Raw genomic sequence first — 20347 nt, forward strand, 5'->3', positions numbered from 1 at the left:
TCAATATTGGACGCCCCTTGATCGGCTCTGCTCTGCTGGAGCGACGTCGCATCCGGGCGAGTGAAAGCAGGTACGAGGCGAATGTCCCTTGCGCAGTCCACCACGTCCCGCCGGGCCCTGCTGTCGGCCGCGGCCCTGCTGCCGCTGGCGGGCGGCACCCCCGCGCAGGCCACCACCGCGCAGGCCGCCGCGCCGGGGAGCGCGCGCGACCACTACGCCAGGGCGGCGAAGCTGGCCGGCCGCGATCCGGTGCTCAAGTCCCTGGTCAAGGCGCTCACTCCGGGCGTGACAGCGCCCAATCCGAAGGCGCCGGAGCCGCTGCGGATCTTCGACAACGTGGCCGTGGTGAGCACCGGATTCGTCTCGGTCACGGCCCTGCTCACCTCGGGCGGCGTCATCCTGATCGACGCGCTGGGATCGCCTGACGAGGCCGCGAAGGTCATCGTCCCCCAGCTGAAGTCGCTGGGCGTCGAGCCGTCGGCGATCAAGTACGTGGTGGCCGCCCACGGGCACGCCGACCACTTCGGCGGCGCCCAGTACCTCGCCGACCGCTACGGCGCCCGCGTCATGATGAGCCCGAAGGACTGGGATCTCCTCGCCGCGGAGAAGCCGCAGCACGCCCCCAAGCGTGACCTCGACATCGCCGACGGCCGCCGCCTGACCCTCGGCGACACGACGATCTCCTTCCACCACACCCCCGGCCACACGCCGGGCACCGTCTCGATGATCTTCCCGGCGCGGTGGAAGGGACGGCGGCACACCGCGATGTTGTGGGGCGGCACCAACCCGCCTGCGGCCGTCGCCGACAAGCGGGTCTACCTCGCCTCCGTGCTCGCCTTCGCCTCCCGGATGCGCAAGGCGGGGGTGGAGGTGGAGCTGAACAACCACGGGTCCGCCGATCACGGCCTGGCGCGCATGGAGGAACTGCGCGCGGGGGCGGCGGCGAACCCGTTCGTCCTCGGACGGGCGCGGACGCAGCGGTTCATGAAGGTCATGGAGGCCATGATGCGCGGCCGGATCGCCACGGACCTGGAGGCCGGGAAATAACCGGTGGACGTCGGCGGACAGGCTGTTCTAGCCTCGCCCGGACGACTCTCGAGCCACGCGATGAGGTGCTTTGTATGAAGGTCCAGGCGCGTTCGGCCGGTGCGAACCGGTCCAGTCACGTACGAATCGCGTCTACGACCCGAAGGAACCTCAGAAGTGGATCTTCCACGTAGCATCACCATCCGCGAGCACAGCCACCGCATCCTCAACCCCGTCACCGCCGGCAAACTCGCCACCCTGGGCCGGGCGCTCGACCTGCCGGCCGGCAGCCGGCTGCTCGACCTGGCCAGCGGCAAGGGCGAGATGTTGTGCACCTGGGCCCGCGACCACGGCGTACGCGGCACCGGAGTCGACGTCAGCACCGTGTTCACCGCGGCGGCGCGCGCTCGGGCCGCCGAGCTGGGCGTCGGAGCGGCCGTCACGTTCGTGCACGGCGACGCCTCCACCTACGTCGCCGACGAGCCGGTCGACGTCGTGTCCTGCATTGGCGCGACCTGGATCGGCGGCGGCCTGCGGGGCACCGTCGAGCTGCTCGAACGCAGCCTGCGTCCCGGCGGCCTGATGCTGATCGGGGAGCCGTACTGGCGGCTCGACCCGCCCGACCAGGCCACCGTCGAGGGCTGCCACATGCGCGACAAGGGCGACCTGCGCTCCCTGCCGGGGCTGGTCGGGCAGTTCGGCGAGCTCGGCTGGGACGTCGTCGAGATGGTCCTGGCCGACCAGGACAGCTGGGACAGGTACGTGGCTCCGCAGTGGCTCAACCTGCGGCGCTGGCTCGACTCGAACCCCGATGACGAGCTGGCGGCCGAGCTGCGCGCGGAGCTGGACGAGTCGCCGGTGCGGCATGTCCGCTACCAGCGTGAATACCTCGGCTGGGGCATCTTCGCCCTCATGAGGCGGTCCGGCTGACCCGGGGCGGGGCCCCGGTCCTTCGCACCGGGGCCCCGCCGACCACCACTGATCAGTTCGAGAAATTTTGATCCGACGGGGTGACGCGCGGGTCCGCCGATACCATCCGGCCGGTGATGATCCAGAAGATGAGCGTACGGACCGGCGCCGTCGTGGGCGCGGTCGCCGTGCTCGCCGGCATGAGCGCCCCGGCCCAGGCGGCGGAGAACTACGGCCAGTACTCCATGTTCGGCGCGCGCAGCGCCGGCCAGCACTGGGCCGACGGGCAGGCGGCGGGGCAGTGGACCTGGAAGCCCCTGTCGTCCACGACGTCGGAGATCAGCTGGGGCGATCCGAAGAAGTGGCCGCCCGCGTCCGCCGAGAAGTTCGTCCGCACCGGCGGCTGGCTGATGCTGGACGGCTGGCGCGACAACGGCACCTACTACACCGTACGGGTCACCAAGGAGCAGATCGGTGACGCCAAGTGCGGAAATCTCACGACTATCGCCACCTCGGGGCGGCAGCACTACGTCAAATGGGCGATTCCCGCACAGGGCTACTGCATGAAGGCGTGGGGGACGATCACCGAGCAGTCGTCGGGCAAGACCATCGACTTCGGGCACACCCAGATCTGGTCGCCGCCGGCCTCCTGCTCGAACCAGTACCTGGGGGCTCAGACCTGCGTCAAGCAGTGGGAGTCCTGGTGGGACAACCGGGGCAACCCGGGCAAGCCGATCGTCAGGAAGCTCGAACGCGATCAGTACATCGCGCGGGGCCAGGGCATGGCGTTCAAGATTCACCAGTACTTCCCGAAGGAGTGGAAGTCCGAGGCGCGGTCGTACTGGAACTGGTGACGGAGGCCGCTCCACCGGGTCGTTCGTCCACAGGGTGTGGGGTGCGGGCTGGGGAGGGGCGCGTACCCGTCCCCATACAGGTACGGGCCCCTTCCTCGCCGCCGTTTCAGGCAGCTTTTGAGGTGTGGTACGGACACTCGTTGCCCGCCGAAAGCATGGCCCTGACCTGGGAGAACACACTTCTTGCCGAGGTGGGGCCATGGGGTCGCCCGAAGTCGCGGCCGTCACCGGCGGACGGGCGGCCGCGGGAGCCGTCCGGCGCGGAGGCCGAAACGACGTTATCCACAGGAGAGGCCAGTTATCCACAGACTGTGCATCGTGTGGAAAAGAGCCCCGCCGAGCCCCTCTTCAGCCGCCGGCCGCGCGCCTGAGTTGCCGGGCCCGCGCGCCGGCGTCCGTGGGCAGGCCGCGCTCGGCCAGCCCGGCCGAGACCCGCTCGCGCACCTCCGGCCGATGGTCGTCGAACTTGAACTTGGCCCGCACGTCCACCACCCGCAGCCGCAGCCCGCGCAGCGCCGACAGCAGCTTGTGGTACGGCCCCGCGCCGGCGGCCATCTCGCCGTGATCGCCGTCCGGCTGGTGGTGGGCCAGCTGGCGGCGCACGATCTCCGCCTTGCCCTCCCTGTCGTCCACGATCTCGGCCTGGCAGACGAGCTGGACGGAGGCGTAGTAGCTGGTCGGCACGCCCGTCTCGGGAGAGTCGCCACGCCAGCCGCTCGGGATGAAGGCGTAGTCGTCGTACACGCTCACCACCGCCGCGGGGTTCGCCTCCAGCGCCGCCCAGATCGGGTTGGGCCGGGCCAGGTGCAGCACGATCTCCTCCCCGTCGAACAGGAAGTGGGTCGGCACCACCACGGGGGCCGCGCCGCCCACGCCGTTGACCGCGATCTGGCCGAAGTCGCGCGTACGCAGCCACTCACGCCACTCGTCCTCGTTCCTGGCGGCGTCCCATGGGTTGATGAGCATGGCGAACCTCTTTGTATTAGTACATACTTAGCATTGTGCTAGAAACATATCCGTTCACCGGCGGAACGGCCAGCGAGATCGCGTCCGGCGTCGAGGTCGCCGTGTCCGAGGGTCGGCTGCCGCCAGGGGCGGTGCTGCCGCCGGTGCGCGAGGTGGCCGAGCGGGCGGGGGTCAGCCCCGGCACGGCGGCGGCCGCGTACCGGCTGCTGCGCGAGCGCGGCGTCGTGGAGACCGCGGGCCGGCGCGGCACGCGGGTCAGGCCGCGACCCGCCAGCACGTTCCGCGAGGAGATCCGCATCGAGGCGCCGCCGGGCGTGCGCGACCTGTCCCGGGGCAACCCCGATCCCGCCCTGCTCCCGCCGCTGCACGAGGCACTCGCCGCCGCCGCGCGGGCGCACGAGGAGAGCCCCGCCATGTACGGCACCGGCGACGACGAGGAGCTCATCACCCTGGCCAGAGCCCGGCTGCGGGCCGACGGCGTACCTGCCGAGGCGCTGGCGATCACCTCCGGCACCCTCGACGCCGTCGAACGCGTGCTCACCGCCCACCTGCGTCCCGGTGACCCGGTCGCCGTCGAGGACCCGGGCTGGACGGCCCTGCTCGACCTGGTCGCCGTTCTCGGGCTGCGCCCGGTGCCGATGCGGCTGGACGAGGAGGGCCCACTGCCGGACGAGCTCGCGCGGGCACTGCGGGCAGGGGTGCGCGCCGTGGTGATCACCGCTCGCGCGCAGAACCCGACGGGAGCGGCCCTGTCCGCCGCGCGGGCACGGGAGTTGCGGGCGCTGCTCGCGGCCAGTCCTGAGGTGCTGCTGATCGAGGACGACCACGGCTCCGGCTTCGTGGACCTGCCGCCGTATCCGCTGGCCGGGGCCACCGCGCGCTGGATCCACACCCGCTCCACCGCCAAGGCGTTCGGCCCCGACCTGCGCCTCGCCCTGATCGCCGGCGACCCGGTCACGCTCGACCGGCTGCGCGGGCGGCAGCGGCTGGCCGCGGGCTGGGTTAGTCATCTGCTGCAACGCGTCGTCGCCCACCTCTGGCGGACGGAGGCGGTGGACTCCGCGGCGGTCGCGGCGGCGTACGGGCTGCGCAGGAACGGCCTGGTGGCGGCGCTGGCGGCGCGCGGCGTCACCGCGTACGGACGCAGCGGGCTGAACGTGTGGATCCCCGTCGCGGACGAGAGCACCGCGATCACCCGGCTGCTGACGCGCGGCTGGGCGTGCGCGCCCGGCGCGCGCAACCGCATCGGCTCGCCGCCCGCGCTGCGCCTGACCGTCTCCACCCTGACCCAGGAGGAGATCGAGCCGCTGGCCGACGACCTGGCCGCCGCCCTGCGCCCTGCCTCGACGGGCAGGTACGGCTAGGACGGCGGCCAGCCTGATGATCAGGAGAGCAGGGTTTCCCCGATCCACCCGCCGGGCGCGCACCCCGGCGGGATGGCGAACACGGCCGACCCGATCGCGCTGATCCACTCGTTCAGCAGGTCACCCTCGGCCAGCATGCGCTGCACCGGGACGAACTGCCGGCCGATGTCCGCCTGGAAGGAGGCGAACAGCAGCCCCGAGTCCGACTCGCCCTCGACGCTCAGCCCCTCGTCGTAGTTGTAGGGCCGCCGGAGCAGTCGCGACGCGGGATCGGCCACGTGCGCCCGCCGGATGTGGGCGAACTCGGAGATGACCGGGAACCCGAGGGCGTTCTTGCGCGCGTAGTCGGGCGCGTCGCGCTCGGCCGCGCCGGTGAGCGGCGCGCCGTCGCTCAGCCGCCGCCCGATGGTGAACTCCCTGGCCACCCGGTCGGCGGCGTCCCAGGTCTCCAGTTTCATCCGGATCCTGCGCAACACCATCGTGGTGCCGCCGCGCATCGGGCCCTGGCCGATCCAGACGGCCTTGTCGAGGTCGGTGGCGTTGCCCGTGCCCTCGATCTGGCCCATCAGGTTGCGCCTGGTGGGGCTGTGGAAGCCGCGCTGCGTCCACCGTACGCGGGCGAAGGAGCGTGCGTCCTTCACGATCATCCGTACGGCGTGCGCCACGCTCACGCTGTCGTCCGCGCACACCTGGACCAGGAGATCGCCACCGCTCCAGCGCTTGTCCAGCCGGTCCGTCTTGAACGCGGGCAGCGCGGCCACCGGCGAGTCCACCCCGGCCGCCGCGAACAGCCCCGGCCCGAACCCGAACGTGCACGTGAGCCCGCCCGGGGTCATGGCCAGTTCGGGCTCGGTGTCCGCCAGCGCGGGCCGCCCCTGGGTGAGGCGGGCCGCGTCGTCGGTCAGGAGCTGGAGCAGCCGCACGATCGCCTCCTTACGGGTGCGCGGCAGCAGGTCGAAGCCGAGGAACACCGCGTGCGCCTGCGGCGGTGTGGCCACGCCCGCCTGGTGCGTCCCGTGGAACGGCGTCACCTCGGTGGAGGTGAGCCAGATCACCTGCCGCTCGGCCCGGTGCGGCCCGAGCACGCCGGCGGCGGTGACGGCGCCGCCGGTGATCAGCCCTCTGCGGCTGATCACTTGTGCCCCGGCTGGTAGTCCTCCTCGCCGCCGGCGAAGTCCTTGCCCACGGCGGTGAACTCCAGCGGCGCGCCGCCCTGAACCTGCAGCGTGAACGAGATCCTCGCCCCCGGCCGCACCTCCTCGGTGACGCCCATCAGCATGATGTGGTCACCGCCGGGCTTGAGCTCGTGGGTGCCGCCCGCAGGCACGACGAACCCGCCCTCCTTGGGCTGCATGACCATCTTGCCGCCGGATTCCACCACCTCGTGCAGCTCGATCTTGGGCGACAGCGGGGAGGCGCCGGAGACGATCGTGACGGGCGCGGCGCCGCTGTTGACCAGCGTCCCGAACGCCGCGGTCATCCCTTCCTTCGTGGTCTTCACCCAGGGGTCGGTGATGCTCAGTCCGGCGGCCGGGGCGGTGGCCGGAGCGGTGGCCTGGGCCGAGGTGGTGGCCTGTGCGGCGGGCTCGTAGGCGTCGGCGCAGGCGGTCAGCGCCACGGCGGTGGCGGCGAGTACGAGGGCATGTCGAACGAACATGGCAAAAGGCCTTTCTCCGCCCGGCATGCCGAAGCAGACCCTGCCGGGCGGCGGGGGTCGTCATAGAGGGGAGAACGTCTTGCCGGACCCGGAGGTCAGGCGGCGACGGCCCGCGGCGGGCCCCTTCTGCTGACGACGTGCCGCAGCACGGCCGAGCGCAGCACGCGCGGCTCGGGCGTACCCAGGGATGCGGAGAAAGGAGTGACGAGCAGCGGCAGCCGGACGACGACCAGCAACCGCACGGCCAGGCGGCGCAGCAGCGCCCAGAGCGCGGCCTCGCCGCGCGCCAGCCAGAGCGCGGTCAGCCCGACCGCCCAGCCGTGGGCGGCGAGCATGCCCAGGCCCGGCACCAGCCCCGAGTGCAGGTGGATGGCCGGCGCCGCGGGCGAGACCGTGTGGGACAGGCTGAACAGCAGGTGCAGCAGCACCTGGAGGCCGGCGAGCAGCGGCAGGATCAGCGCGAGCGAGCGCTCACGCCCCGCCAGTGGGTACGCGGCCCCGAACGCCAGTCCTAACGCCACCACCATGGCGGGGGCGGGCACGGACGAGCCGCCGAGCACGTGAGCCGCCACGCCGAGCCCGAGGCACACGACGGCGAACACCGCGGTGCGGGCGAGACGGAGCGACAGCGCCATGGATCTAGCATTCCACGCCGGCCCGGCGGTCCGGGCGTCGATCCCGATTCACGTGAAACCATCGCCCTCGCCACCAAGACCCGGATAATCGAGTCTGATGCCTAAATTTCGGGACTTGTCGGAGTATGCGGCGGAAATCGCCCCGGTCATCAACGTCGCCCACGTCAATGTGCACGCCTCGGCCGCCCAACCCCTCGCCGACCTGGCCGCCGCCTCGGGCCTGACCCCCGCGTACCTGTACGACCTGCGCTTCACCCTCCCCCTCCGTCCGCTGCCCCGCACCGGCCTGGCCGTCCTCTACCGGTACGCCTCCGACCAGGAACGAACCCTCCTTCAGCACCTCGACGAAGGCACCTTGACCGAGGACGGCGACGGGCTGCTGCGGCTGACGGACAAGGGCCTGGATTTCGTCCACCACGTCTACGACCTGCACGCCGCCGCTGTGGCCCGCGTCTGGGTGGGCCACGACCTGGCCGGGCCCGCCGAGCTGGTGGGCCGGGTGCTCGCCGCCGCCGAACGGCTGCCGGGCGGGGCGCTGGAGCTGGTGGCACCGCCGTACGAGCCGGAGGGCACGGGGCCGGGGTTGCGCCTGTTCAACCGCCTCGCCGCCCTCCGCTACCACCGCGCCGACGCGCATGCGGCGGCATGGCGTTCGGTGGGCCTGTCCGCGTCCGAGATCGTCGACCTGCGGGACGGCCCCGAACGCACCGCAATCGAGGCCGAGACAAACCGGCGCGCGTCGGCACCGTACGGGGCACTGTCCGAGACGGAACGCGACACCCTGTACGACATCCTCCTCAAACTCATCTGACCGCCCCGCGCAAGCCGTCCCGACCTGAGACGGCCTGCGCAGGTCGATCTGGATGTCTGCTCACAGGGCGGTCAGCAGGCGGGCTACCTGTGTGCGGTCGTTCACGCCGAGCTTGTCGTAGGCGGCCTGGAGGTGGTTGGCCGCTGTCCGGGTGGAGAGCGTCAGCCGGTCGGCGATCTGCCGGTTGGTCAGCCCGGCCGCCGCGAGCTGGACGATCTCCCGCTGCCGTGGCGTGAGTTCGGGCGTGGCCAGCTCGACCAGCGCCGGTGTGCTGATCCCCGAGCAGCGCCTGGCCAATGCCCATGCCCGCGTCCGCGCACCCCTGGCCAGGGTGCCGCGCCCCGTCTCCCGGTACGCCACCGCCTCGTGCGCCGTGGCCTCGGCCGCGTACAGCAGCAGGCCCCGGCGCTCGAACTCCCCGGCCACCTCCCGCAGCGCGCCCGGATCCCCCAGCGCCCGCGCGTGCCGGGCGAGCAGCTTCACCAGCGGCCCTTCCACCAGGGACGCCAGCTCCCGCAGCCGCTCCACGGCGGCAGGAGCGGCCCCGAGCCGAACCAGGTCGTGCAGCGCGAACATCAGGTGACCGCGCAGCTCGTGCCGCTCCGCGTGCTCGGCCGCCGCCAGGCACCGCCGTACGGCGTCGGCCACGTCACCGCCCGCCGCCGTCACCCAGACGGAGGCGTGGAGCACGTGCTGACGGGTGAAAGCCCACCGGGACGCCGCCTCTTCGGCCTCGGCCAGCGCCCGCGTGGCCTCGCCCAGCCTGCCGAGCAGCGCGAACGCGTGCGCCTGCTCGGCCAGGCACCGCCCCAGGTACGGCTCGTGTTCCGGCAGCCTGGCCAGATCGTCCCCGCACCGCCGCACCGCCTCCGCCGCGTCGCCCCTCAGCCTGGCCGCCATCGCCAGATGCGCCGCGAACCCGGTCACCGGCAACTCGGCGGCCGGCAACTCCATGCCCCGCTCCGCAGCACGTGCCGCCTCCTCCAGCCGCCCGGAGAACAGGTGCGCCACACACAACGCGTCGAGCAACGTCGGCAACGCGTGCGCGGACTCCAGCACGTCCGGCACAGCCAACAGCGCGTGCGCGGACTCCCGTGCGTCCAGCGACGCGGGAGCGTGCGGCCGGTCCAGCGACGCCCGAGCATCTGCCCGGTGCAGCGGCGTCGGAGTATTGGGCCGGTTTGCTCCGGTGTCCGCCGTTCGGCCGGCTCGGGCGAGGGTGCGTTCTTGGCGGCCCGCGTAGGCGTCCACCCAGGTCTCCAGTGCCGCCGCGTGGGCGCGGCCGCGGGCGGTGGCGGGCACGCAGGAACGGGCTCCGGCCAGCGACTCGGCCGCGTCGCTCAGCCGGCCGGCGAAGCAGTCGGCGACGGCGCGGTAGACATACGCCTCCTGCCGCCACCCCGGCTCCGTCAGCGTCGCGACCGCCGTGTCGAGCACCCGGCACGCCTCGGCGTCCGCACCCGCCCACGCCAGGTTCATCCCCAGGCTGCAGGCGTGCTGCGCCCGCTCGCCCTCGGTCATCGCATCCCGAGCCCCGGCAGCCCTCTGCGGCCCAGCAGTCCCCTGCGCCGCCGACGTTCCCGAAATTCCCGAAACGCCCGACGCCGACAGCGTCCCCGACGCCCCTGCCCCTGACTCCGACACCGACGTTCCCGACGACAGCGCCGACACCGACGACAGCGCCGACGACAGGGCCGACAGTGCCGGGCCGGTCTCGCCCAGCACCGTGAGGACCTCGCCGAGCACCGCCACCGCCCCCACACCCGCCCCCGCCTCGATCGCAGCCCTCGCCAGCCGAGCCGCGAGCCGAGGATCCTGCCGGCTCCACGCCTGCCGCGCCGCCGACGTGAGCAGCCCGGGGTCGGTGGGCGAGCCGCTGTCCAGCCGCCACACCGCAGCCCGCAGCTCGTCCTCGCGCCGCCGCAGCCCCGCCGCCTCCAGCCCTTCGGCCAGTGTCCGCAGCCGCCGCCGCGTCCGCAGGGTGCCGCAGTCGCCGCGGATCACCTCACCGTAGAGCGGGTGGCCGAGCCGCAGGTTCTCGCGCCGGCCGTCGGTCACGGTCACGACCAGGCCGCGCGCCTCGACCCGCTCGACCGCCCGCGCCGAGGTGAGCGCCGTCAGCAGCTCGATGCCCACCGGCTCACCGAACGCCACCAGCTCAAGCACCTCGCGCTCGTCCTGGTCGAGATGGCCGATCCGGTCGCCGACCAGCTCGCGTAGCCGGGTGGTCATGGCCGGCTCGCCGCTCCACCGCCACGTGCCCCCGCGTTCGGCCAGGCAGCCCGAGTCGCGCCCCGCGTGCACGAGCTCGCGCAGGTAGAGCACGTTCCCTCTGCTCACCCCCGCGAGCTGCCGTACGGTCCGCGCCGAGACCTCCCCGCCGAGCGCCGCTTCGAGCACCTGACCGACCTCCGCCACCGTCAGCGGCGGCAGCTCGATCCGCCGCAGCAGCTCGTCCTTCCACAGGGCGGTGACCGGAGCCGGCTGCGGCTCCTCCGACCTGACCGTCACCAGCAGTTGCGCCTCCCCGCTCTCGGCCAGGTAGTGCACCAGCGCAGCCGACGCCTGGTCCAGCCGCTGCGCGTCGTCCACGCTCACCAGCAGCCCCCGCCGCCCCGCCTGTCCGCGCAGGTGCCGCGCCGCCCAGCGCAGCAGGTTCTCGCCGCTGCGCGGCGGCCCCGTCAGCACGTGCGCGAACGCGCCGAACGGGATCGCGGCCGCGGTCTCCGTCCCCAGCGCGTGCACCACCGCGTATCCCGGCAGCCCAGCCACGGCCTGCGCCGCCAGCCTGCTCTTGCCCACCCCTGCCGCCCCGGCGATCATCATGCCCGCTCCCGACCGCAACGCCTCCCGTACGGTCGTGAGTGACCCCCCTCGCCCGACGAACGGCCAACAGCTCCCGTGCTCGCTCATCGTGCCTCCTCTCGTCACCCATCGTGGCGAGAGGTGTTCGCGGGAGGTTCAGGTCGAATCTCTGCGTAGTCCCGCGGCCACCATCAGCATCTCGATGACGGCTTCCGGGCCGCTGAACGGCACCGGTTCGCCTCCGACCTCTTCGAGCAGCCCACGGAGCTGGCCGCCGGACTGCTCGGGCTCGACCAGCCGGACGATGACCGTTCTCATCTGTGCACGATCTCGCCAGGCGGTTCAGGTCTGGTTCAGGTCGGGATGCTAGCCAGGGTACGGTGCGGGCTCGACCTCCAGCTCGCGCATCAGCTCCGCGTAGAACTGGTAGCGCCTGCGGGCGTCGCCGCGCCGGCCCGCCAGGTCGAGCACCCGTACCAGGCCCAGGTGGGCGCGCTCGTCGTAGCGGTCGCGTTCGAGCAGCCGCAGCCAGTAGCGGGCCGACTCGTCGTAGCGGTGCGTGCCGGCCCGCTCGGTGGCGAGCCTGGCCGCCGCCTGCACGTACGCCAGCCGGGCCTGCTCACGCAGCCCCACGGCCCAGTCGGCGTAGGGGTCCTCCTCGCAGAACTCCCCGCCGTACGCGTTCTCGGCCGCCGCCCACCGTTCCAGCGCCTCCGCCGTACGTCCGGCCTGATCGAGCCGTACGGCCTCAGCCACCAGATCCAGAAATATCTCTACATCGACCTGTACGTTGGCCAGCTCCAGCCGCAACGCCCCCTCCTCCGAGACCACGATCTCGTCCGCCGGCCATTCGTGCCCCGGATCCAGCACGGCGCGCAGCGTGGACACCATCACGTTCAGCCGCCGCAGCCCCACCGCCTGGTCCTCCTGCTCCGGCCAGATGATCTCGACCAGCCGCTCCCTGCCGATCGCGCCGCCCCGGCGGCTGACCAGGATCTTCAGCAGGTCACGGGCCTTGCGCGACTGCCAGGCCGTACGCGGTACGGGCACCGCGCCCCTGAGCACGCGGAACGTTCCCATCGTCTCCACGACCACCTTCGCCTGGCGTGGAGGAGCGGCGCGGGCCACCAGCGCGTCGATGCGGTCGTCGAGCGCCCGGCAGCCGATCGCGTGCACCCGTTCGCGCACCGCCACGGCCACCTCGACGCCGGTCGCGGGGTCGGCCAGCGCGGCCCTGACCAGCTCGGCCCTGGCTCGGCCGATGGGGTCGCCGAGCATCGTCCACCGGCGCACCGCCTCGTCGGCGGAGGCGACGTCGCCGTCCAGCTCCGCGCGCACCTCCGCGACGGCCGCCAGCGCGGCGTGGTCCCTGCGGCCGGCCGCGACCGGCTCGACCTGCTCCAGCAGCGCCCTGGCCTCCTCGCGCCGCCCGGCCGCCAGCGCCACCCGTACGGCGGCTATCCTGGCCGCCACCCCGGCGATCCCGTCGGCGTACCGGAGCGCCTGCCGGGCGACGCGCGCGGCCTCGTCGGGATCCTCGTACGCGAGCAGCTCGGCCAGCCCGTTGAGCGCGTGCGACAGCGCCTGCACCTCCCCCGACGGCTCCGCTTGGGCGATCACCCGCCGGTAGAGCGCCGCCGCGGCCCCTCGGTCGCCGCGCAGCGCGTGCACGGTGGCGAGCTGGTTCATGCCGGTGCCGGTCAGCCTGGAGCCCATCGCCTCCCACCTGGCCACCGCGTCGGCGGCCTCGGTCAGTGCCTCCTCCAGGCGGCCCAGCCGGGTCAGGGCCTGGGCGCGGTTGGCCACGTTCAGGGCGGCGAAGGGGGCGAAGGCCACCAGATCCGACAGCCGGCCGGCGATCTCCGTCTCGGCCAGCGCGTCCTCGTACGCGGCCTCGTCCAGGTGGCGTGAGGCCCGGTTCGCGTGGATGCGGATCAGCTGGACCAGGTCGCCGGCCCGCTCGGCGTAGGCCAGCGCCCGCACGTAGTAGGCGTCGTTGGCGCGGCGGTCGCCGTCGAGCGCGGCCAGCATCGCGAGGACCGTGTTGGCCATGGCCAGCGCGCCCGGATCGCCCAGGCTCCTGGCCTGCTCCAGCGCCTTGTCCGCCAGCTCGGCGCAGGACACCCGGTCGCCCTTCAGCCAGTGCACCGAGGCCATCGAGGCGGTGCACATGGCCGCGTCGGCGGGCGGCAGGCCGAAGGCGTGACCCTGCTCGTACATGGCCAGCGCCCGGTCCAGCTCGCCGCGCAGGTGGTCGATGAAGGCCAGCCGCCTGGCCACGGAGGCGTCGAAGGCCGGCCCATCGGCGGCCTGGGCGAGCAGCTCGCGGGCCCTGGTCCAGTGGCCGCGGTTCTGCTCGGCGAAGCCGGCCAGCTTGAGCATCGGGGGAGAGCGCCTGGCGGGCTCGGGCAGCAGCTCCAGCGCGGCCGGCACGTCGCCGCGTTCGGCCAGGCGCGGGCCGTGCGCGTCGAGCAGCGAGGCGGCGAGCACGGAGTGGGCGGTCGAGATCGCCGCGCGCAGGGCCAGCTCGGGCCGGTCGTGCTCGACGTACCAGCGGGCCGCGACCGCCGCCACGTCGTGCGCCTCGTGCCGGTCGAGCGGGGCGTGTTTCGCCAGCACTTGGCCGCCCTGGGAGGTCAGCCGGCAGCTCTCGCGGCCCGGCTCCAGGAATTCGAGGAACAGGCCGCGGCCGGCCAGCGCGTCCAGCGTGTCGGGCGGTGCGCCCAGCGCCCCGGCCAGGTCCGGCGTCAGCACCGGCAGCACCGTGGCGGCCCGCAGCAGCTCACGCATGGCGGCCGGCAGGTCCTCGAACGCGGCCACCGTGAGCCGGTCGAGCGTGGCCGAGTTCGCCGTCAGCCCGGCTACGGTGCCGCGCCAGGCGGCGGGGTCCTCGCGGGCCAGCGCGTCGAGCGCCGCCTGCACCGCCGCGGGCCAGCCGGCGCACGTACGGTGCAACTCGGCCGCGATGTCCGCGCCCGCCTCGCCCAGCAGCGCCCGCGCCCAGGCGGCCGTCTCCTCCGGCGTCAGCGCGAGATCGGTGGCGTCCAGGTCGAGCACCTCGTGGTCCTGCCGCAACCGGGCCGTCGGGAACGGCAGCGGCGCCCGCGACGCGGTGACCAGGTGAAGGTGGCGGGGCGCGGCACGTACGAGCGTCTCCACGTACCGGACGGGACCCGGCGCGCCCGCGATCACCTCGACACCGTCGAAGACCAGGACCAGCCCGCGCCGCAGCCGCCGCGACAGAGCCTCGGCCAGCGCACCCGCGAGCGCCGCCGCCCTGGACGCCTCGTCGGCGCCGGGCCCGAGCGGCGCCCCCGCCGCGGTCACCAGCTCGGCGGGCAGATCGGGCACCTTGGCCGCCACCGCCGAGGCCACCGCCGCGGCCAGCGTGGGCAGGTCACGATCGGCGCTCCCCAGCCGGTGCAGCACCGCACCCACAGCCTGGCTCCAACCAGCCAGAACGGTCGACTTCCCGTAGCCTGTCGTCGCCACGAGCGAGGTGAGCCGGTGTACGAGTGCGCCGTCGAGCCGCCGGTCGAGGGCGGGACGAGGCCGCACCCACCCTCGTTCCACCCCCGCATGCTACGCCCGGCCTCGCCGGGGGACTCCAGAGTTCGCAAAGTGCCACCTCCCGGTAACCAGCGGGCAGGCGCACTATGGTCGTACTTCGACAGGAGGCACCGTGGAACAGGATCTGCCCGGCGGTGCGCGGCTGATCGTCGGGGTGGACGAATCCCCGGCGGCGCGCTGGGCCCTGGCCTGGGCCATCGGCGCGGCGAGGCTGCACCGGATGGCTCTCGTGGCCGTGCACGTCAGCCGCGCGCCCGTCCACCCCTTCCCCGAGGCGCTGCCCGTGCAGCACGCCGTCCGGGCGGGTGAGGAGGCGCGCTGCACCGAGGTGATCGCGGGCGTGTTCGAGGACGTGGCGGGCGGGGTGCCCGACGACCTGGCCACCTTCATGGTCGGCCGCGTCGGCGACCCCGGCTATCACCTCGTCGACCTGGCCCGCGAAGGCGACCTGCTGGTGCTCGGACGGGGGAGACGCGGCGTGCTCAGCCGCATCTTCCTGCCCTCGACCAGCATGTACTGCGCACGGCACGCTCGTACGACGGTCGTGATCGTGCAGCAGCCCTCCCCGCCCGACGACCCCGAGATGTCGGGGGAGCGCAACCGCAGATTCTGGACCCGCCGACATCCCTGACCAGGGCCTCTAGCGAATCGTCGACCTGAGCAGGCGCAGTCCCTCCGGGATGGCTTCGGTGCCGATCCCGCCGTACCCCAGCACCAGGCCCGGCTCGGGCGTGCTCCCGTCGTAGTACGCCGCCAGCGACTCCACCGCCAGCTCCGGCACCGGACGCATCATCACACCCGGCGCGAACCGGGCGCACAGGTGCAGCCCCGCCGTTGACGGCACCGGCAGCAGCCGGTCGTCTCCCGCCAGCGCCTCGGCGATCAGAGCGTGCCTGGCGGCGTACTCGCGGGTCGCCTTCCTGATGTGCCTGGCCAGCAGCCCCTCGTCGATGAAACGGGCCAGCGCCGCCTGCGTGGGCAGCTCCCCGTGCCAGTCGGACAACTGCCTGGCCGCGCGCAGGGCCGGCGCGAGCGAGGCGGGCGCGACCAGGAAGCCGAGCCTGAGCATGGGCAGCAGTGTCTTGGAGAACGAGCCCACGTAGATGACGCGGCCCGCCCGGTCGAGACTCTGCAGCGGCTCCAGCGGCCGCTCGCCGAAGCGGAACTCGCTGTCGTAGTCGTCCTCGATCACCACCGCCCTGCGGCGCTCGGCCCAGGCCAGCAGGGCGGCGCGGCGGGCCAGCGACATGGGCGTGCCCAGCGGGAACTGGTGCGACGGCGTGACGTACACGACGCGGGCCTCACCCGGGATCGCCGTGACGTCGATGCCCTCACCGTCCACGGGAACGCCGGCCACGCGGGCGCCCAGCGAGCGGAACAGCAGGCGGGCCGGGGGATAGCCGGGCTCCTCGACGGCGACGACCGCGCCCGGCTCGATCAGGACGCGGCCGATCAGGTCGAGCGCCTGCTGGGCGCCGTTCGTGATCAGCACGTCGCCGGGGCCCGCGTGCACCGAGCGGCTGAGGCCGATGTGACGGGAGATCGCCGCGCGCAGCGGCTCGTGACCGGCAGGATCGCCGTAGCCGGCGGCGCTCACCCGCAGCTCGCGGGCCACCAGGCGGCGCCACGTCTCCATGGGGAACAGGCGCGGGTCGGGGACGCCGGCGCGGAAGTCGTACCGGGCGGGGGTCATGGGCTGCGGGAGGGGCAGGTCATTCCACACCGGACGCGGGCGTACGACGCCTTTCGGGGCGGCCCGGCCCCTGACCGGCTCCGCCGAGACGAACGTGCCCGCGCCCGCGCGACCGACGAGGAAGCCGTCGGCCACCAGGCGGTCGTAGGCGAGGGCGACCGTGTTCCTGGAGATCTCCAGGCTGCGGGCCAGGTCTCTGGTCGGGGGGAGGCGTTCGCCCGATCTGAGGCGGCCGTCGAGGATGGCGTCGAGAAGCTGGCGGTAGACCTGTGCGGCCAGGTCACCGCGGCCTTGGAGGGTGATGTGGACGTCCATCTTGGCCCAATCATTTGGGGGATAATTGGAGCTTATCTCGGGACAAGTGTGGGGCCAGGATGAGCGTATGACACCAGCTCCGGCCGTTGCGACCCTCGCTTCCGACTCCCTCGCCACGTCCTCTACCGCTTCTCTCGTTGTGGCCGGGTCGCCGAGCGCCGGCGCCGGTCCTGAGGAGGTGGGCTCTGGGGACTTGAGCCGCGGGGACTTGAGCCCTGGGGGCGTGGGCCCTCAAGTCCCGAAATATCGCCGCATCCTGGCACAAGCGCAGCTTGCGAACTCCATCGGTGACGGCCTCTACCTCGTCACCTCGGCGTTCTACTTCTCCCAGATCATCGGCCTGTCGGCGGCCCAGATCGGCCTAGGGCTCACCCTGGGCTGGGCGGTCGGCCTGGTGGCCGGTGTACCCCTGGGCCACCTCGCCGACCGGCGCGGCCCCCGCGGCGTCGCCGTCCTGCTCGCGCTCACCACCGCCGTGGCGGTGGGCTCGTTCCTGTTCGTCGGCTCGTTCGTGCCGTTCGTCCTCGTGGCCTGCCTGTACGGCACCGCCCAGACCGGCCTGTCGGCCGCCCGCCAGGCCCTGCTCGCCGCCCTGGTCGAGCCTGCCGAGCGGACCACCGTACGGGCGACGCTGCAGGCCACGCTCAACGGCGGCCTGGCCGTCGGCGCCGGGCTCGGCGGGCTCGCGCTGCACCTCGGGACCCGCGAGGGCTACCTGGCCGCGTTCGCGGTGGACGCCCTCGGCTTCCTCCTCGCCGCCGCCGTCCTGCTCCGGCTGCCTTCCGTACGGATCACCGCCCCCTCCGCCGGCCCCCGTCTCGCGGTGCTCAAGGACCGGCCGTACGCGCTCGTCACGCTGGTGAACGCGGTGATGCTCTTCTACATGCCGCTGCTCAGCCTGGTGGTGCCGCTGTGGATCGCCGGGCGTACCAGCGCGCCCACGTGGGTGGTCGCCGTGCTGCTGCTGCTCAACACGGGTGGCGTGCTGCTGTTCCAGGTACGGGTGGCCAAGCGGGTCAAGAGTCTGCGGGACGCCTCGGTGGCGGTGCGGCGGGCGGGGGTGACGATGTTCGCGGCGTGTGCGGTGTTCGCGCTGAGCCCGTACTGGTGGGGGTTCCTGCTCGTGGCGACGGCGCTGCTGGTGGCCGGCGAGATGCAGCTCGCCTCGGGCTCGTGGGAGATCGGCTTCGGCCTCGCCCCCGACGACCGGCAGGGCCAGTACCAGGGCTTCTTCGGCAGCGGCGTGGCCGTGGCCAGGATGCTCGGCCCGGTCGTGCTCACGACGGTCGTCCTGGGCGCGGGCACGCTGGGATGGCTCCTGGTCGGCGCCATGTTCGTCCTGGCCGGCGCTTCCATGACCCCGGCCGTCAACCGCGCCCGGCGAACCCGTGCCTGACGTTCAACCGCGCCCCGCGAACCCGCGCCTGACGTTCAATGGGTGTGGTCATGCGTGGCGGAAGGGGCGTGCCCATCGGACAACGTCGCCGTCGCCGTGAAACTCGCCGTCCGCACCTTCCCCTCGTGCTTGAAGTCGAGGAACAGCCGGTAGTCGCCCCGGCTGGGCGCCTCGGCGACGAACGTGATCTCAGGCCCCGCCTCGTCGCTCTCCTCCGGATGCACGTGCAGGTACGCGAGATCGCCGGCGCGCAGGGCGACCAGATGGCCGTACGCGCCCAGGTAGGGCTCCAGATCGTCGACCGGCTCGCCGTCCTTGCTGACGGTGAGCACGAGCTTGCTCGCCTGGCCGGGAACGAGGTTCCCCGCGAGGTTCACGGTGTAGTCGTCGACGGCGGCCGTACGACTGACGTGCGGCAGCGGCTCGGGCCGGTAGTCGCCCGCGGCCTGCAGATCCACCCCCAGCGTGAGCTTCTGCTTACCTTTGGGGACGAAGTCGGCGAACGCCCGGTACGACCCCGCCTTCGGCACTGAAAGGCCGACCGCCCAGGTGCCGTCGGGGGCCATGCTCGGGTGCACGTGCTGAAAGCTCGTGAGGTCACGGGAGGCGACGATGAAGTGCATCTTCTTGTCGTGCGCGACCTGGTAGTCGGTGACCGGGGTGCCGTCGGGGCCGATCACGGTGAACCTGAACTCCGCCGGGGCGCCGCCGGTCGTGATCGAGGTGATCGGGTTGAGCGTGTAACCATCCTGGGAAACCTGCAGCCCACCGGGCACCGTACCGGAGTTGGCCCTGGCTTCATGTCCAGCATGTTCCCCTACCGTCACACTCGCACTTGGGCGGGGAGCCGGCGGACCGACCATGGCCCCCGCCCCCACAGCACCACCGAACACCACAACCAACACCAGACCGTACGGACCGAACCTGGCCGCCGCCTTCATGACCGCCCCACCCTGCAGTTCCACGTGAAACCTGGCACCGTACCCCCTGGGGATGAACAGCGAGCCGCCGACTTCAGGGACCCACATCACCTTCTTCTCGACTTCAGATACGGCGGAAGCACCCACTACGGACGGGCAGATCCGTACCGACTTCCCGAGCCCCCCTCACCTCCCGCACCCAACCCCCACCGGACCAGCACAAGAGTGGGCCACCGGATACCCCGTCCCCGCGCCTGCGCATCAAGCTGGGAATTTTGGCATGATCGAGCTGTTGTCCATCCATGAACCATGAACCGTGGAGCATGAACCACGGCGCATGGAGAATCTTGACCTGCAACGCTCGAACCATCGTCACTGGGATGTTGTCCAAGATGGGACGGGTAGTACGGCCCCACCAGGGGCTGAACACCCGCCCTTCGCACATTCCACACATCTGGTCCGTGCGCAACACAGGGAGCCCGGCCATCCCTTGCTAGGCTGCTTGTCAACCGTTGGGTCTCACCCCGGCAGGTGAGGCCGTCGAAGAAGTGGGGTCACACCGTGAAGAAGCTGCTCGTTCTGGCGCTGATCGCCCTTGGGGGGTTGCTGATCTGGCGTAAGGTGCAGGCCGACCGCGCAGAGCTCGATCTCTGGACCGAGGCGACCGGCAGCGAGAACTAACCGACGGCGAGGCGATGAGTGACGTCGTCCCCATCAAGCTGGTGTGCCTGGACCTGGCAGGCACCACAGTCGGTGACATCGCCATGGTCGAGCGCGCCTTTGCCGAGGCGATCGCGACCCAGGGCATAGTGCCCGGGACCGGAGCGTACGCGCGAGCCATGGTTCACGTGCACCGGTCCCGGGGCTGCCCCAAGATCGATGTCTTCCGTGGGATCTTCCCCGGCAACGAGGCCCAGGCACAGGCCGCGAACCTGACGTTCGAACGCTCCTACGAGGGAGCGCTGGAGCGGGCGGGTCTCGTACCCATGCCCGGAGTCATGGAGGTCCTCGACAAACTCCGTGGCAACGGCATCAAACTAGCCCTGATCACGGGCTTCAGCCGCACCACCCTGAGCCGCATCCTGAGCGTCCTGGGCTGGCACGACAAGATCGACCTGGCCATCTCCCCGGAAGACGCCGGCGGCCGCGGCCGCCCCTGGCCCGACATGGTCCTCCACGCGGTCCTCCGCTCAGGAGTCCCCGACGTCCGACAGGTGGCCGTCATCGGCGACTCGGAAAGCGACATGCTCTGCGGCAAACGCGCGGGCGCCTCCATCGTGGCGGGGGTGATGACAGGCGTACACAGCAAGGAACGCCTGCTCAAGGGCGGCGCAACCCACATCCTCGACTCGATCGCCGACTTCCCGAATCTGGTCCTGAGCGATGACCTTGGTACGACGCAGGTAGCTTCCTCCGCCCGGTAAGC

Annotated in this window: 18 protein-coding genes; 9 read left to right on the plus strand and 9 right to left on the minus strand. The window is 72.4% G+C overall.

Features of this window, described 5'->3' with window-relative positions; translation table 11 throughout:
- The first annotated feature begins 81 nt into the window (after positions 1-81).
- The 3 genes from AB0C28_RS02560 (at position 82) to AB0C28_RS02570 (ending at position 2789) form a co-directional block, all read left to right on the plus strand.
- Positions 82-1047: an MBL fold metallo-hydrolase gene (locus tag AB0C28_RS02560; protein ID WP_358072853.1), complete on the plus strand. Its 966-nt coding sequence runs from the start codon at positions 82-84 to the stop codon at positions 1045-1047.
- 156 nt (positions 1048-1203) lie between these two features.
- The gene (locus AB0C28_RS02565; RefSeq protein WP_357839583.1) at positions 1204-1956 is read left to right on the plus strand and encodes a class I SAM-dependent methyltransferase; all 753 of its coding nucleotides are present in this window, start codon (positions 1204-1206) and stop codon (positions 1954-1956) included.
- A gap of 113 nt (positions 1957-2069) precedes the next feature.
- Positions 2070-2789, plus strand: coding sequence for a hypothetical protein (locus AB0C28_RS02570; protein WP_358072855.1), 720 nt, complete (start codon positions 2070-2072; stop codon positions 2787-2789).
- Between the two features lie 348 nt (positions 2790-3137).
- Here AB0C28_RS02570 and AB0C28_RS02575 read toward each other — a convergent pair whose 3' ends face one another.
- On the minus strand, positions 3138-3755 hold the full coding sequence (locus AB0C28_RS02575; RefSeq protein ID WP_357839577.1) for an FMN-binding negative transcriptional regulator: 618 nt from the start codon (positions 3753-3755) through the stop codon (positions 3138-3140).
- Positions 3756-3790: 35 nt separating this feature from the next.
- On the opposite strand from AB0C28_RS02575, the gene AB0C28_RS02580 reads away from it, so the two are divergent.
- Positions 3791-5119 (plus strand): aminotransferase class I/II-fold pyridoxal phosphate-dependent enzyme, encoded by a 1329-nt coding sequence (locus AB0C28_RS02580; RefSeq protein WP_358072857.1) that lies wholly within the window; start codon positions 3791-3793, stop codon positions 5117-5119.
- Between the two features lie 20 nt (positions 5120-5139).
- Here the strand turns inward: AB0C28_RS02580 and AB0C28_RS02585 are convergent, their stop codons facing one another.
- The 3 genes from AB0C28_RS02585 to AB0C28_RS02595 form a co-directional block, all read right to left on the minus strand.
- Entirely contained in the window at positions 5140-6255 is a 1116-nt protein-coding gene (locus AB0C28_RS02585) for a Dyp-type peroxidase (RefSeq protein ID WP_358072859.1), read from the minus strand.
- The gene (locus tag AB0C28_RS02590) at positions 6252-6776 is read right to left on the minus strand and encodes a copper chaperone PCu(A)C (RefSeq protein ID WP_358072861.1); all 525 of its coding nucleotides are present in this window, start codon (positions 6774-6776) and stop codon (positions 6252-6254) included. The genes AB0C28_RS02585 and AB0C28_RS02590 overlap by 4 nt, the downstream gene beginning before the upstream one ends.
- Before the next feature lie 95 nt (positions 6777-6871).
- Positions 6872-7411, minus strand: coding sequence for an MFS transporter (locus AB0C28_RS02595; protein WP_357839568.1), 540 nt, complete (start codon positions 7409-7411; stop codon positions 6872-6874).
- 115 nt (positions 7412-7526) lie between these two features.
- On the opposite strand from AB0C28_RS02595, the gene AB0C28_RS02600 reads away from it, so the two are divergent.
- Entirely contained in the window at positions 7527-8222 is a 696-nt protein-coding gene (locus tag AB0C28_RS02600) for a hypothetical protein (RefSeq protein ID WP_358072863.1), read from the plus strand.
- 60 nt (positions 8223-8282) lie between these two features.
- Here AB0C28_RS02600 and AB0C28_RS02605 read toward each other — a convergent pair whose 3' ends face one another.
- The 3 genes from AB0C28_RS02605 to AB0C28_RS02615 are packed head-to-tail and all read right to left on the minus strand — an operon-like array spanning position 8283 to position 14600.
- Positions 8283-11135 (minus strand): LuxR C-terminal-related transcriptional regulator, encoded by a 2853-nt coding sequence (locus tag AB0C28_RS02605; protein WP_358072865.1) that lies wholly within the window; start codon positions 11133-11135, stop codon positions 8283-8285.
- A 48-nt stretch (positions 11136-11183) separates the two neighbouring features.
- Positions 11184-11345 (minus strand): hypothetical protein, encoded by a 162-nt coding sequence (locus tag AB0C28_RS02610; protein ID WP_346109279.1) that lies wholly within the window; start codon positions 11343-11345, stop codon positions 11184-11186.
- Positions 11346-11393: 48 nt separating this feature from the next.
- Positions 11394-14600, minus strand: a complete 3207-nt coding sequence (locus tag AB0C28_RS02615) for a BTAD domain-containing putative transcriptional regulator (protein ID WP_357839559.1) — start codon at positions 14598-14600, stop codon at positions 11394-11396.
- Between the two features lie 109 nt (positions 14601-14709).
- Here AB0C28_RS02615 and AB0C28_RS02620 point away from each other — a divergent pair, with 109 nt between their 5' ends.
- Positions 14710-15228, plus strand: coding sequence for a universal stress protein (locus AB0C28_RS02620; RefSeq protein ID WP_357839556.1), 519 nt, complete (start codon positions 14710-14712; stop codon positions 15226-15228).
- A 9-nt stretch (positions 15229-15237) separates the two neighbouring features.
- On the opposite strand, the gene AB0C28_RS02625 is transcribed toward AB0C28_RS02620, so the two are convergent.
- The gene (locus tag AB0C28_RS02625; protein ID WP_357839553.1) at positions 15238-16605 is read right to left on the minus strand and encodes a PLP-dependent aminotransferase family protein; all 1368 of its coding nucleotides are present in this window, start codon (positions 16603-16605) and stop codon (positions 15238-15240) included.
- 223 nt (positions 16606-16828) lie between these two features.
- On the opposite strand from AB0C28_RS02625, the gene AB0C28_RS02630 reads away from it, so the two are divergent.
- Complete coding sequence (locus AB0C28_RS02630) at positions 16829-18001, plus strand: MFS transporter (protein WP_358072867.1); 1173 nt, start codon at positions 16829-16831, stop codon at positions 17999-18001.
- Between the two features lie 35 nt (positions 18002-18036).
- On the opposite strand, the gene AB0C28_RS02635 is transcribed toward AB0C28_RS02630, so the two are convergent.
- Positions 18037-18828, minus strand: a complete 792-nt coding sequence (locus tag AB0C28_RS02635; protein ID WP_358072869.1) for a hypothetical protein — start codon at positions 18826-18828, stop codon at positions 18037-18039.
- Between the two features lie 654 nt (positions 18829-19482).
- Between AB0C28_RS02635 and AB0C28_RS02640 the strand changes: the two genes are divergently transcribed.
- A complete protein-coding gene (locus AB0C28_RS02640) occupies positions 19483-19602 on the plus strand; it encodes a DLW-39 family protein (RefSeq protein ID WP_020542320.1) in 120 nt (39 codons plus the stop codon).
- Positions 19603-19616: 14 nt separating this feature from the next.
- The gene (locus tag AB0C28_RS02645; protein WP_346109290.1) at positions 19617-20345 is read left to right on the plus strand and encodes an HAD-IA family hydrolase; all 729 of its coding nucleotides are present in this window, start codon (positions 19617-19619) and stop codon (positions 20343-20345) included.
- Positions 20346-20347: the final 2 nt, after the last annotated feature.

The organism is Nonomuraea sp. NPDC048892, assembly GCF_040649735.1.
Taxonomy (GTDB): Bacteria; Actinomycetota; Actinomycetes; order Streptosporangiales; family Streptosporangiaceae; genus Nonomuraea; species Nonomuraea maheshkhaliensis.

What these genes read in the sequence shown, in the direction of transcription:
- AB0C28_RS02610 (WP_346109279.1), bottom strand. Translation starts at nt 11,345, where the DNA reads ATGAGAACGGTCATCGTCCGGCTGGTCGAGCCCGAGCAGTCCGGCGGC.
- AB0C28_RS02645 (WP_346109290.1), top strand. Translation starts at nt 19,617, where the DNA reads ATGAGTGACGTCGTCCCCATCAAGCTGGTGTGCCTGGACCTGGCAGGC.
- AB0C28_RS02595 (WP_357839568.1), bottom strand. Translation starts at nt 7,411, where the DNA reads ATGGCGCTGTCGCTCCGTCTCGCCCGCACCGCGGTGTTCGCCGTCGTG.
- AB0C28_RS02575 (WP_357839577.1), bottom strand. Translation starts at nt 3,755, where the DNA reads ATGCTCATCAACCCATGGGACGCCGCCAGGAACGAGGACGAGTGGCGT.
- AB0C28_RS02625 (WP_357839553.1), bottom strand. Translation starts at nt 16,605, where the DNA reads ATGGACGTCCACATCACCCTCCAAGGCCGCGGTGACCTGGCCGCACAG.
- AB0C28_RS02605 (WP_358072865.1), bottom strand. Translation starts at nt 11,135, where the DNA reads ATGAGCGAGCACGGGAGCTGTTGGCCGTTCGTCGGGCGAGGGGGGTCA.
- AB0C28_RS02590 (WP_358072861.1), bottom strand. Translation starts at nt 6,776, where the DNA reads ATGTTCGTTCGACATGCCCTCGTACTCGCCGCCACCGCCGTGGCGCTG.
- AB0C28_RS02560 (WP_358072853.1), top strand. Translation starts at nt 82, where the DNA reads ATGTCCCTTGCGCAGTCCACCACGTCCCGCCGGGCCCTGCTGTCGGCC.